This window comes from Halomonas sp. Y3 (genome assembly GCF_024137965.1).
Classification (GTDB): Bacteria; Pseudomonadota; Gammaproteobacteria; order Pseudomonadales; family Halomonadaceae; genus Halomonas; species Halomonas mongoliensis.
In genome coordinates this window covers 1-12,544 of sequence record NZ_CP099975.1, presented here as the reverse complement: position 1 = coordinate 12,544, position 12,544 = coordinate 1, and the positions used below count along the sequence as shown (strand labels likewise).

Genomic DNA, 12,544 nt, shown 5'->3' with positions numbered 1-12,544 from the left:
GGGCTACTCCTCGACGGCGATACGCCGTTCGGCCGCCAACACCGCCGTCAGCAGGCGCTCGGGCGAGAGCTCGACGAGGCAGCGGGTATGCCCGAGGGGGCAGGTGCGCTGAAAGCAGGGGGAACACTCCAGCGCCAGGTAATGGATCTCGGCGCTGTCGGTGAGCGGCGGGGTATAGGCCGGCGACGAGGAGCCGTAGAGGGCGTGCACCCGGGTGCCCGTCGCCGCTGCCACATGCATCAGCCCCGAGTCGTTGGTGACCACCTGGCGGCAGTCCGCCAGCAGGTCCACGGCATCGGCCAGGCGCGTCTGACCGCACAGGTTGCGGACATGGTCCAGCTCCCGGGCGATCGCCTCGCCGGCCTCGGCATCCTTGGGCCCTCCCAGCACACGGACCTCGAACCCCTCGGCCACCAGCGCCTCGGCCAGGGTGCGAAAGTGCTCGAGCGGCCACTGCTTGGCGGGGCCATATTCGGCGCCGGGCATCATGCCGATGGCCGGGCGTGACGAGAGCCCGTGAGCCCGACGCAGCTCGGCGAGGTTGTCGTCATCCACGACGAGACGCGGCGGTGGAATCGGGAAGCCCCCGCCGGCTGCCTCATCGGCGGGCAGCCCCAGCGCCACGAAGCGCTTCACCGTCTGGTCGAGCACCGCCTTGTCGAGGCGGCGGCGATCATTGAGCAGCAGCAGCCGCTGCTCGCCGGTAAAGCCGGTACGGCGGGGAATGCCCGCCAAGAAGGGGACCAGGGCCGACTTCCAGGAGCGTGGCAGCACGATGGCGCGATCGAAGCGGCCGCGCAGCGTGCGAGCCACAGCGCGCCGCGTCGCCCAGCCGAACTCGCCGTGCCCCACGTCCAGGGCGATCGCCTCGTCCACCTCGGGCATACGCTCGAGAATCGGCAGCGACCAGCCCGGGGCCACCACGCCGAGGCGACAGCCGAGGTGGCGGTCCTTGAGCGTCATCAGCAGGCTCTGGGCCATCACCATGTCGCCGACCCAGGAGGGGCCAACCACCAGGATCCGCTCCCCGCCCTCCCCGCCCTCTTCTCCCGGAGGGGCCGGCTCAGCCATTCAGCCACTCCAGGTACTCGCCCACGCCTTCGGCCACGGTGCGAAACTCCCGGTCGTAGCCCGCCCGACGCAGGCTGCCGATATCGGCACGGGTGTAGCTCTGGTAGCGCCCCTTGAGCTCGTCGGGAAAGTCGATGTACTCGATGGTACCGCGGCCGTAGTAGTCGATCACCGCCTCGCCGATCGCCTTGAAGGGCTCGGCGCGACCGCTGCCCAGATTGAAGATGCCGGACACCTGGGGATTGTCGAGGAACCAGAGGTTCACGCTGACCACATCGCCCACGTAGACGAAGTCGCGACTCTGCATGCCCGCCTCATAGCCGTCCCAGGCGCCGAACAGCTTGACGCTGTCGCCGCCGCGGATCTGGGTGTGGTGGTGATAGGCGACGCTGGCCATCTTGCCCTTGTGCTGCTCCCGGGGGCCGTAGACGTTGAAGTAGCGGAAGCCCACCACCTGGCTCTCGAACTCGTCCCAGCGGGCGCGCACGTACTGGTCGAAGAGCAGCTTGGAGTAGCCGTAGACGTTGAGCGGCTTCTCGTGCTCCGGCGCCTCCACGAACACCTCGCTGCCGCCGTAGGTAGCCGCCGAGGAGGCGTAGAGGAAGGGGATGCCGCGCTTCTGGCAGAAGTGCAGCAGCACCTTGGAGTACTCGAAGTTATTGTCGAGCATGAAGCGGCCGTCCCACTCGGTGGTGTCGGAGCAGGCCCCCTCGTGGAAGATCGCCTCGATCTCGGGCAGCCGGGCCGGCTCGCCGCGCAGCTCCGCCTCGACCCGGCGACGGAAGTCATCCTTGTCCAGGTAGTCACCCAGGGTGCAGTCGGCCAGATTGACGAACTTGGTGCCGTCGGAAAGGTCGTCGACGACCATCACGTCCTGGCGGCCGCGCTCGTTGAGCGCCTTCACCAGGTTGGAGCCGATGAAGCCGGCTCCGCCTGTCACTACGATCATGGGGATATCCTCTCTCTCGGGCCGTGCGCCTATAACCGATCTTCCGGTGATTGTATACTTGACGCCCTGTGAATTCATGGCCAACGGTGCTTTCCGCAATGACTCTCTCGTCCTCGACATCCGCGCCGACCTCCGGGCCGGCGCCCGACGTCTCGACCTTCCAGGGGTTGATCCTGGCCCTGCAGCAGTACTGGGCCGACCAGGGCTGCGTGATCCTCCAGCCCCTCGACATGGAGGTCGGCGCCGGCACCTTCCATCCGGCCACCTTCCTACGCGCCATCGGGCCCGAGACCTGGAACTCCGCCTACGTGCAGCCCTCGCGCCGCCCCACCGACGGTCGCTACGGCGAGAACCCCAACCGCCTGCAGCACTACTACCAGTTCCAGGTGGTGATGAAGCCCTCCCCCGCCGACTTCCAGGAGCTCTACCTGGGCTCCCTCAAGCATCTCGGCCTGGATCCCCTGGTCCACGACATCCGCTTCGTCGAGGACAACTGGGAGTCCCCCACTCTGGGCGCCTGGGGGCTGGGCTGGGAGATCTGGCTCAACGGCATGGAGGTGACCCAGTTCACCTACTTCCAGCAGGCCGGCGGGATCGAGTGCTACCCGGTCACCGGCGAGCTCACCTATGGCCTCGAGCGCATCGCCATGTACCTGCAGAACGTCGACAGCGTCTACGACCTGGTCTGGACCGTGGCACCGGACGGCTCCAGGGTCACCTACGGCGACGTCTACCTGCAGAACGAGCGCGAGCAGTCCGCCTACAACTTCGAGCATGCCGACGTCGACTTCCTGTTCGGCGCCTTCGACCAGCAGGAGCGCGACTGCAGCCGCCTGCTCGAAGCCGGCCTGCCACTGCCCGCCTACGAGCAGGTGCTCAAGGCCTCCCACACCTTCAACCTGCTCGACGCCCGCCACGCCATCTCGGTCACCGAACGCCAGCGCTTCATCCTGCGCGTACGCACCATGGCCCGGGACGTGGCCCACGCCTACTACGACTCCCGCAAGGCCGCCGGCTTCCCGCTGGCTCCCGAGGCCCTGCGGAAGGAACTGCTTGCCGACGAGGGAGACGCTTGAGCATGGCCGCCAATACCCTACTGGTTGAACTGGGCGTCGAGGAACTGCCGCCGAACGCCATCGACGCCCTCTCCGACGCCCTGGCCGACGGCCTGCGCCGCGGGCTCGCCGACGCCGAGGTGGCCCACGGCGAGGTACGCGCCTACGCCACCCCGCGCCGCCTGGCGGTACAGATCGAGGGGCTGGCCAACAAGCAGCCCGACCGCGAGGTGGAGAAGCGCGGCCCGGCACTCGCCGCCGCCTTCAAGGATGGCCAGCCCACCCGAGCCGCCGAGGGCTTCGCCCGCTCCTGCGGCGTCGCCGTGGAAGACCTGATCCACCTGGAGACCGACAAGGGCACCTGGCTCGGCTATCGCGAGCAGCAGCAGGGGGAGTCCACCGCTGCCCTGCTGCCGGCCATCCTGCAGAAGGCGGTCGCCGCCCTGCCGGTGCCCAAGAACATGCGCTGGGGCGCCTCGCGGGTGGAGTTCTCCCGCCCGGTGCACTGGCTGGTGATGCTCTATGGCGGCGACGTTGTCGAGGCCGAGGCCCTGGGCCTCGCGGCGGGCCGCACCACCTACGGCCACCGCTTCCACGCGCCCGCCGCCATCGAGCTGGCCCATGCCGATGACTACCTGGAAGCGCTGGAGCAGGCCTGGGTGCTGGCCGACCGCGACCGCCGTCGGGAGCGCATCCGCGAGCAGGTGCTGGCCGAGGCGGAGGTCCAGGAGGCCACCGCGGTGATCGACGAGGATCTGCTGGTCGAGGTGAGCGGCCTGGTGGAGTGGCCGGTGGCCCTGACCGGCAGCTTCGACGAGCGCTTCCTGGAGGTGCCGGCGGAGTCGCTGATCTCCTCCATGAAGGCCAACCAGAAGTACTTCCACTTGCTGGATGACGCAGGCAGGCTCAAGCCGCTCTTCATCACCATCTCCAACATCGAGAGCCGGGATCCCCAGCAGGTGATCGAGGGCAACGAGAAGGTCATCCGCCCGCGCCTGGCCGACGCCGCCTTCTTCTACGACACCGACCGCAAGCGCCCCCTCGCCTCGCGCATCGACGAGCTCGCCGGCGTGGTGTTCCAGAAGCAGCTCGGCACCCTGGCCGACAAGGCCCACCGCAGCGCCGCCGTGGCCGCCTTCATCGCCGGCCAGATCGGCGGCGACGTGGGCCACGCCCGCCGCGCCGCGGAGCTGGCCAAGTGCGACCTGGTCACCGAGATGGTGCTGGAGTTCCCCGAGCTGCAGGGCATCATGGGCCGCTACTACGCCGAGCATGACGGCGAGGCCGCCGAGGTCGCCCAGGCCCTGGAGGAGCAGTACCTGCCGCGCTTCGCCGCCGACGCCATTCCCCACGGCCGCACCGGCCTGGCCCTGGCCCTGGCCGATCGCCTGGATACCCTCACCGGCATCTTCGGTATCGGCCAGCGCCCCACCGGCACCAAGGACCCCTTCGCCCTGCGTCGCGCCTCCATCGGGGTGCTGAACATCCTGATCAAGGGCGAGCTGAACCTGGACCTGCGCGAGCTGCTGGAGCTGGCGGCCGCCCAGCACCAGGAGCTGCCCTACGCCGAGTCGCTGGTGGACGAGGTGCTGGGCTACATGCTCGACCGCTTCCGCGCCTGGGGGCAGGACGAGGGCATCTCCGCCGAGGCCTACCTGGCCGTGCGCGCCCGCCCGGTCACCCGGCCGCTGGACTTCGCCCGCCGCCTGCGCGCCGTCCAGGGCTTCGCCGGCCGCGAGGAGGCCGCCGCCCTGGCCGCCGCCAACAAGCGGGTCTCCAACATCCTGACCAAGCAGGGCGGTGACGCCGGCACCCAGGTGGATACCCGCCTGCTGGAGGAGGCGGCCGAGAAGGCCCTCCACGAGACTCTCGGTGCTCAGCGCAAACGGGTCATGCCGCTGTTCGCCGAGGCCCGCTACGCCGAGGCGCTGGACGCCCTGGCCGATCTGCGCGAGCCGGTGGATGCCTTCTTCGACCAGGTCATGGTGATGGCCGACGACGAAGCGGTACGCGCCAACCGCCTGGCCCTGCTGGGCAGCCTGCGCGCCCTCTTCCTGGAAGTGGCCGATATCGCTCAGCTGCAGCAGTAACACCGGGCAGGAGGAACGAAGGCCGGCAGCGCAAGCTGCCGGCCTTTTTCATGCCCTGCCCTCGACTCGATGTTCCACGTGAAACATGCACGCCTCACGCCTCACGCCTCACGCCTCACGCCTCACGCCTCACGCCTCACGCCTCACGCCTCACGCCTCACGCCTCACGCCTCACGCCTTGGCAGACAGTGTTCCACGTGAAACACTCCTCGCCCAGAGCATACACAAGTTAGCCACCAAGGAAGTGCCATGCCCTCCCCCGACCGACTGGTGATCCTGGACCGCGACGGCGTCATCAATCGTGACTCCGACGACTATGTAAAATCCCTGGCCGAGTGGGTGCCCTACCCCTCCGCCATCGATGCCATCGCCCGCCTGAGTCGCGCCGGCTGGACGGTGGCCGTGGCCACCAACCAGTCGGGCATCGCCAGAGGCTACTACGACGAGGCCACCCTGGCCGAGATGCACGCAGAGCTGAACCGCCTGGTGAGGAAGGCCGGTGGCGAGGTCGCCCATATCGCCTTCTGCCCCCACGGCCCCGACGACGGCTGCGACTGCCGCAAGCCGCTGTCCGGCCTGCTCGAGCAGATCCGCAGCGCGCTGGGCATGGAGTCCCTCGCCGGCAGCTGGATGGTGGGCGACAGCCTGCGCGACCTCCAGGCCGGCGAGCCCATGGGCTGTCGTCCGGCGCTGGTGCGCACCGGCAAGGGAGAGCGCACCCTGGCCAAGCACCCGGAGCTGACGGCCGAAGATAGCGAAGCACGCGTATTCGACGATCTGGCGGCCTTCGTGGACTGGCTGCTGGCCAGCACATCCGCCGCGAGCGGCCCCCTGCCCCATCGCCGGTAACCCCCACTGCCGGCAAAAGCAGAAGGCCCGTCTCGAAACCGAGACGGGCCTTCTGCGTTCTGCTTGGTACCGGCACCCTGGCCTTGGCCACGTTTCCGTGACGCCGTGTTTCACGTGAAACATGGCGGCAGCCGATGGATGCGCGTCACACGTCTAGATTGGCGACCAGGGCATTGCGCTCGATAAAGTCGCGGCGCGGCTCCACCTCGTCGCCCATCAGGGTGTTGAACATCATGTCGGCACCTACCGCATCCTCGATGGAGACGCGCAGCATGCGGCGCGTCTCCGGATTCATGGTGGTCTCCCACAGCTGCTCGGGGTTCATCTCGCCCAGCCCCTTGTAGCGCTGGATGGAGAGACCGCGCTGGGCCTCGTTCATCAGCCACTCCAGGGCCTCGTAGAAGGTACCGATACGCTTCTGACGCTCGCCGCGAGCCACATGGGCGCCCTCCTCCAGCAGGCCATCGAGGGTCTCTCCCAGCTCGGCCATGCCGCGATAGTCGGCGCTGGTGAAGAAGTCGATACCCCAGACATAGTCGGTGGTCACCCCATGAGCGGTGAGCGTCACCGCCGGCAGGAAGAGGCTACGCTCGGTATCCTCCTCCAGGCGGAAGGTGTAGCGCGGACCACCCTCGTAGGCCACCTGAGCGTCCATCTGCTCCTGCAGATAGTCGATCCAGTTCTGCATGGTGCCGCGGTCGCGCAGGCTGTTCTCGCCGTCGAGGCGCGCGGCGTGCACGATCTTCTTCAGCACCTCGTTGGGGTAGACCCGCGACAGGCGGTCGATGCGACGCATCACCTCGCGATACTGGTTGACCAGCCCTTCCAGCTGGGAGCCGCTGATGCCCGGCGCATCGGCGTTGACGTAGAGCCGAGCCCCGTCCAGCGCCGTTGCGGTAAGGTAGTCGGTCATCGCCTGCTCATCCTTGAGGTAGAGCTCCTGCTTGCCGCGCTTGACCTTGTAGAGCGGCGGCTGGGCGATGAAGACATGGCCGCGCTCGATCAGCTGTGCCATCTGGCGGAAGAAGAAGGTCAGCAGCAGGGTGCGGATGTGGGAGCCATCCACGTCGGCGTCGGTCATGATGATGATGGAGTGGTAGCGCAGCTTGTCCGGGTTGAACTCCTCGCGCCCGATACCGCAGCCCAGGGCGGTGATCAGGGTGCCCACCTCCGCGGAGGAGAGCATCTTGTCGAAGCGGGCCTTCTCGACGTTGAGGATCTTGCCCTTGAGCGGCAGGATCGCCTGGGTGCGGCGGTCGCGGCCCTGCTTGGCGCTACCCCCGGCGGAGTCACCCTCCACCAGGAAGAGTTCGGAGAGGCTGGGGTCTTTCTCCTGGCAGTCGGCCAGCTTCCCGGGCAGGCCGGCAATATCGAGGGCTCCCTTGCGACGCGTCATGTCGCGGGCCTTGCGCGCGGCCTCCCGAGCCCGGGCGGCATCGAGCATCTTGTTGACGATCGCCTTCGCCTCGTTGGGCTTCTCGATCAGGTAGTCGGAGAAGAGGCGCCCCATCTCCTGCTCCACCGCGGTCTTGACCTCGGAGGAGACCAGCTTGTCCTTGGTCTGGGAGGAGAACTTGGGATCCGGGACCTTGACCGAGATGATCGCCGTCAGGCCCTCCCGGGCATCGTCACCGGCGGTGTTGATCTTGGACTTCTTGAGCAGCCCTTCCGCCTCGATATAGGCGTTGAGCGTACGGGTCAGGGAGGCACGGAAGCCCGCCAGGTGGGCGCCGCCATCCCGCTGGGGGATGTTGTTGGTGTAGCAGAAGATGTTCTCGTTGAAGGAGTCGCTCCACTGCATGGCGACTTCCACCCCCACCCCATCCTCGCGCTCCACGTTGAAGTGGAAGACCGGATTGAGCACCGTCTTGTTGGTATTGAGGTGGTCGACGAAGGCCTTGAGGCCGCCCTCGTAGTGGAACAGCTCCTCCTTGCCGCTACGCTCGTCGATCAGGCGAATGGCCACGCCGGAGTTGAGGAAGGAGAGCTCGCGCAACCGCTTGGCCAGGATATCGTAGTGGAACTCGATATTGGCGAAGGTCTCGGTGGAGGGCTGGAAGTGCACCCGGGTACCGCTCTTCTCGGTCTTGCCTACCACCGCCAGGGGGGCCTGGGGCACGCCGTGGCGATAGATCTGCTCGAATACCTCACCGGCCCGCCAGATGGTGAGCTTCAGCTCCTCGGAGAGGGCGTTGACCACCGAGACCCCCACGCCGTGGAGGCCTCCCGATACCTTGTAGGAGTTGTCGTCGAACTTGCCCCCGGCGTGGAGCACCGTCATGATCACTTCCGCCGCCGAGACCCCCTCCTCCTCGTGAATATCGGTGGGAATGCCTCGACCGTTGTCGCTGACCGTGATCGACTCGTCGGGGTGGATCACCACCCGAATCTCGCTGCAGTACCCCGCCAGCGCCTCGTCGATGGAGTTGTCCACCAGCTCGAACACCATATGGTGCAGGCCCGTGCCATCATCGGTATCACCGATGTACATGCCGGGACGCTTGCGTACGGCATCCAGCCCCTTGAGTACCTTGATGCTCGATGAGTCGTAGGCCTGTTCGCTCATTGACTGCTCCATCATGAAGTCTGTCGTTCCAGCGGCACCAGCCGCCCCTCGCCCTGTTCCGAACGTTTCACGTGAAACATCGCGACGGGAGTGGCCGGCTGCCACAGATCTGCCAGGGCGTCGTGGTCGACGCTGGTGATAAAGGCCTGGCAGTGCATGCTTTCCAACCACTGACAGAACACCCTGCGATGGGCGCTGTCCAACTCGGCCGGAAGGTCGTCGATCAGGTAGAGGCAGCCCCGCCCGGTGGCGGCCTCGAGCAGGCGCCCCTGGGCCAGCTTGAGCGCGCTCACCACCAGCTTCTGCTGCCCCCGGGAGAGCACCTCTACCGCGGGACGCCGGTTAAGCCTGATGGCAAGGTCTGCACGCTGCGGTCCCTGCTGGGTAAACCCCATCTGCCCGTCGACCTCCCTGCCCTGCCGCAGCACGTCACTCAGCGCGCGGCGCCTGTCCCAGCCGCGTGAATAGCGAAGCTGCAGGCCAGGCAATGGCATCAGGCCGGCCAGGGTCTCCTCGAATACCGGCAGAAAGGCATCGAACCAGTCGCTGCGCATGGCATCGATTCGCTCGCTCCAGTGAACAAGCTCAAGCTCCCAGGCCGACAGGGAAGCATCGTCCATTCTACCATGCCTGAGCAGGGCATTCCGATGTTTCAGCGCCCGTCGGGCCCGCTGCCAGGCCTCGAGGAAGTCATGTTTCACGTGAAACACACCCCAGTCGAGAAACTCTCGGCGGCCCGCCGGAGGCCCCTCCAGCAGGCGAAAGGCATCGGGATTGATCAGCTGGAGCGGCAGCGTCTCCACCAGCCGCGACAGGCGGTTGACCCGCTCCCCGGCCAGGCGGATCTCCAGCTCGCTCTCGTCGCGACGACGGCGCACCCCGAAGGGCAGCGGGGGGTCACCCGCCAGCCGGCCATGCAGCACCAGCGCCTCGGCACCGTCGGCGATCACATGACGCATATGGCGGGTACGGAAGGAGCGGCCCATGCCCAGGACATGGATGCCCTCCAGCAGGCTGGTCTTGCCGCTTCCGTTGCTTCCCGTAATCAGGTTGATCCTTGAAGATGGTTCAAAATCAACAAGTTGGAGATTACGCAGACCCTGAAAGCTGAGTCGATCGAGTGGCATGAAGAGGGGTAGGCAGGGCGGCACCCGGGTGCCGCCGGTGGGTATCAGAGGCGCATCGGCATGACGACATAGAGGGCGTCGCCGCCGCCCGGCTCCTCCATCAGCGCACTGCTGTTGGGGTCTGCCAGGGTCATCTGCACGCGCTCCTCGTCCAGGGCGTTAAGGACATCGATCAGGTAGCCGACGTTGAAGCCGATCTCGAGGCCGGGACCGCTGTACTCGATGGCGATATTCTCTTCGGCCTCTTCCTGCTCGGGGTTGTTGGCCATCACCTTGAGATTGCCCTCTGCCAGGTGCAGGCGCACGCCCCGATACTTCTCGTTGGAGAGGATGGCGGTACGCGACAGCACCTGGCGCAGCTCGGCCCGCTCGGCGATAAACACCTTGTCGCCGCCTCGCGGCACGACGCGCTCATAGTCGGGGAACTTGCCATCCACCAGCTTGGAGGTAAAGGTGAAGTCGCCGGTGTGGGCACGAATATGGCTGGCACCCAGGGTCAGACTGACCGGCTCCTCGCCGTCGTCCAGCAGGCGCACCAGCTCCAGAATCCCCTTGCGCGGCACGATCAGCTTCTGGGCAGGCTCCACCTGGATCTCGACCGGGCGCGAACAGACCGCCAGGCGATGCCCATCGGTGGCGACTGCACGCACCAGCCCGGAGCGCAGCTCCAGCAGCATGCCGTTCAGGTAGTAGCGCACATCCTGCTGGGCCATGGCGAAGGAGGTGGCATCGATCAGCTGCTTGAGAACGCCCCGCGGCAGGCTCAGCTCGATGCTGCCCTGGCTGTCCTCGATATTCGGGAACTCCGCCACGGGCAGAGTGGAGAGCGTGAAGCGAGAGCGGCCGCTGCGCAGCACCGCCCTGCCCTCCTCCAGGGAGAGCTGGATCTCGGCCTGATCGGGAAGCGACTTACAGATGTCCATGAGCTTGCGGGCGGGTACCGTGGCGGCGCCCGGCTCATCCACCTGGCTGGCCACGGTGCGGCCAATCAGCTCCACTTCCAGGTCGGTACCGGTCAGGGCGACCTCGTCACCGTTGACCTGGATCAGCACGTTGGAGAGCACCGGCAGGGTCTGGCGACGCTCCACCACGCCGGCCACCAGCGTCAACGGTCGCAGCAGCGCTTCGCGGGAGATGGAAAATTTCATGTCGGCTCCACATCTTGTCCTGAAGGGTTGCAGCCGGCGAAGCTCCGGCCGAACGGCATGGCGGACATTAAACCACAAGCCGACGGCGACTCGGAGGCCAGCGCATCAGCTGGTTCGAAAGATCAGCTGGTCAGCAGGCGCAGCAGATTCTTGTAGTCCTCGCGGATATCGGCGTTCTCTTCCTTGAGCTGCTGCACCTTGCGGCAGGCGTGCAGCACCGTGGTGTGATCACGGCCACCGAAGGCGTCACCGATCTCGGGCAGGCTGTGGTTGGTGAGCTCCTTGGCCAGGGCCATGGCCACCTGGCGAGGACGGGCCACCGAACGCGACCGACGCTTGGAGAGCAGGTCGGCCAGCTTGATCTTGTAGTACTCCGCCACGGTGCGCTGGATGTTATCCACACCCACCTGCTTGTCCTGCAGGGCCAGCAGGTCCTTGAGGGATTCTCGGATGAAGTCCTGGGTAATCGGCTTGCCCATGAAATGGGAGTCGGCGATCACCTTCTTCAGGGCCCCCTCCAGCTCGCGCACGTTGGAGCGAATCTTCTGGGCAATGAAGAAGGCGGCATCGTGGGGCAGGTCCACCTTGGCCTGGTCCGCCTTCTTCATCAGGATCGCCACCCGCGTCTCCAGCTCCGGCGGCTCAATCGCCACGGTCAATCCCCAGCCGAAGCGCGACTTGAGACGCTCCTCCACGCCGCTGATCTCCTTGGGATAGCGATCGGAGGTCAGGATCATCTGCTGCCCGCCCTCGAGCAGGGCGTTGAAGGTATGGAAGAACTCCTCCTGAGAGCGCTCCTTTCCCGCGAAGAACTGGATGTCATCGATCAGCAGGGCATCGACGCTGCGGTAGAAGCGCTTGAAGTCGTTGATGGCATTTAGCTGCAGCGCCTTGACCATATCGGCCACGAAACGCTCGGAGTGCAGGTAGACGACCCGGGCGTTCTCGCGGCGCCCGGCCAGGGCGTTGCCCACCGCATGCATCAGGTGAGTCTTGCCAAGGCCCACCCCGCCATACAGGAACAGCGGGTTGTAGGCGCCGCCGGGGTTCTCGGAGACCTGCCGCGAGGCCGCCCGGGCCAGCTGGTTGGACTTGCCCTCCACGAAGGTCTCGAAGGTGAAGTTGGGGTTGAGGCCGCTGCTGTGCTTGAGACTGCCCTCCACCTGGACCTGCCGTTCCCCGCCGGGTCGCCGCACCTCCCCTTCCTCGCGCAGCGGCTCGACCTCGCGCTCGTCGGCAGCACTGCCTCGAGAAGGGGTATGCACGGCAGGCGCCGCCGGCCGGCGGGGAGCGGCGGAGACGGGGTTGCCCAGCTCGCGAGGCTGCGGCCGAGGCGCGCTGCGCCGGCTGCCCACGCTCAGCACCACCTTGGGAGGCTTGGCAGGCGAAAGCTCACGCATCAGCTCGCCGATACGCTTGGCGTACTTGTCACTGACCCAGTCCCGCACGAAGCGATTGGGCGCCAGCAGACACAGCTCGCCGGACTCTCCCTCTTCCGCCTGCAGCGGGCGGATCCAGGTATTGAACTGCTGCGAGTTCAGTTCGTCCTGAAGGGTGTCCAGGCACTGCTGCCAGAGAGCTAGTGGCACGCGACCTCACCATCGGTTGGAAAACGGGCGGGTATTGTAGCTCCCCCAAGGTCGGTTATCCACACCCCGACCTCCAGGCCGCAAGGCTGTGGAAAACCCT

At 66.7% G+C, this 12,544-nt stretch carries 9 protein-coding genes; 3 read left to right on the top strand and 6 right to left on the bottom strand.

Going from position 1 to position 12,544, the window contains the following annotated elements; translation table 11 throughout:
• Positions 1–3 precede the first annotated feature (3 nt).
• Positions 4–1,071, bottom strand: coding sequence for a lipopolysaccharide heptosyltransferase II (waaF, locus tag NHL60_RS00045; RefSeq protein ID WP_253447314.1), 1,068 nt, complete (start codon positions 1,069–1,071; stop codon positions 4–6).
• Positions 1,064–2,020, bottom strand: coding sequence for an ADP-glyceromanno-heptose 6-epimerase (gene rfaD / locus NHL60_RS00040; RefSeq protein ID WP_253447311.1), 957 nt, complete (start codon positions 2,018–2,020; stop codon positions 1,064–1,066). The genes waaF and rfaD overlap by 8 nt, the downstream gene beginning before the upstream one ends.
• A gap of 98 nt (positions 2,021–2,118) precedes the next feature.
• Here rfaD and glyQ point away from each other — a divergent pair, with 98 nt between their 5' ends.
• The 3 genes from glyQ to gmhB all read left to right on the top strand — a co-directional run bounded on the left by glyQ (position 2,119) and on the right by gmhB (position 6,014).
• Entirely contained in the window at positions 2,119–3,096 is a 978-nt protein-coding gene (gene glyQ / locus NHL60_RS00035; RefSeq protein ID WP_253447308.1) for a glycine--tRNA ligase subunit alpha, read from the top strand.
• Between the two features lie 2 nt (positions 3,097–3,098).
• Entirely contained in the window at positions 3,099–5,165 is a 2,067-nt protein-coding gene (gene glyS / locus NHL60_RS00030) for a glycine--tRNA ligase subunit beta (RefSeq protein WP_253447305.1), read from the top strand.
• A gap of 249 nt (positions 5,166–5,414) precedes the next feature.
• Positions 5,415–6,014 carry a D-glycero-beta-D-manno-heptose 1,7-bisphosphate 7-phosphatase gene (gene gmhB, locus NHL60_RS00025; protein WP_253447302.1) on the top strand — a complete coding sequence of 200 codons (600 nt, stop codon included), beginning with the start codon at positions 5,415–5,417 and terminating at the stop codon, positions 6,012–6,014.
• Between the two features lie 145 nt (positions 6,015–6,159).
• Here gmhB and gyrB read toward each other — a convergent pair whose 3' ends face one another.
• The 4 genes from gyrB to dnaA all read right to left on the bottom strand — a co-directional run bounded on the left by gyrB (position 6,160) and on the right by dnaA (position 12,444).
• Positions 6,160–8,580, bottom strand: coding sequence for a DNA topoisomerase (ATP-hydrolyzing) subunit B (gene gyrB / locus NHL60_RS00020; protein ID WP_299316036.1), 2,421 nt, complete (start codon positions 8,578–8,580; stop codon positions 6,160–6,162).
• Between the two features lie 11 nt (positions 8,581–8,591).
• Positions 8,592–9,707 carry a DNA replication/repair protein RecF gene (gene recF, locus NHL60_RS00015; RefSeq protein ID WP_253447299.1) on the bottom strand — a complete coding sequence of 372 codons (1,116 nt, stop codon included), beginning with the start codon at positions 9,705–9,707 and terminating at the stop codon, positions 8,592–8,594.
• 44 nt (positions 9,708–9,751) lie between these two features.
• The gene (gene dnaN, locus NHL60_RS00010) at positions 9,752–10,855 is read right to left on the bottom strand and encodes a DNA polymerase III subunit beta (RefSeq protein ID WP_253447296.1); all 1,104 of its coding nucleotides are present in this window, start codon (positions 10,853–10,855) and stop codon (positions 9,752–9,754) included.
• 122 nt (positions 10,856–10,977) lie between these two features.
• Positions 10,978–12,444, bottom strand: a complete 1,467-nt coding sequence (gene dnaA, locus NHL60_RS00005) for a chromosomal replication initiator protein DnaA (protein WP_253447293.1) — start codon at positions 12,442–12,444, stop codon at positions 10,978–10,980.
• Positions 12,445–12,544: the final 100 nt, after the last annotated feature.

Bases quoted from the DNA above. Each gene is read 5' to 3' on its own strand.
- waaF (WP_253447314.1), bottom strand. From the start codon at position 1,071: ATGGCTGAGCCGGCCCCTCCGGGAGAAGAGGGCGGGGAGGGCGGGGAG.
- rfaD (WP_253447311.1), bottom strand. From the start codon at position 2,020: ATGATCGTAGTGACAGGCGGAGCCGGCTTCATCGGCTCCAACCTGGTG.
- glyQ (WP_253447308.1), top strand. From the start codon at position 2,119: ATGACTCTCTCGTCCTCGACATCCGCGCCGACCTCCGGGCCGGCGCCC.
- glyS (WP_253447305.1), top strand. From the start codon at position 3,099: ATGGCCGCCAATACCCTACTGGTTGAACTGGGCGTCGAGGAACTGCCG.
- gmhB (WP_253447302.1), top strand. From the start codon at position 5,415: ATGCCCTCCCCCGACCGACTGGTGATCCTGGACCGCGACGGCGTCATC.
- gyrB (WP_299316036.1), bottom strand. From the start codon at position 8,580: ATGAGCGAACAGGCCTACGACTCATCGAGCATCAAGGTACTCAAGGGG.
- recF (WP_253447299.1), bottom strand. From the start codon at position 9,707: ATGCCACTCGATCGACTCAGCTTTCAGGGTCTGCGTAATCTCCAACTT.
- dnaN (WP_253447296.1), bottom strand. From the start codon at position 10,855: ATGAAATTTTCCATCTCCCGCGAAGCGCTGCTGCGACCGTTGACGCTG.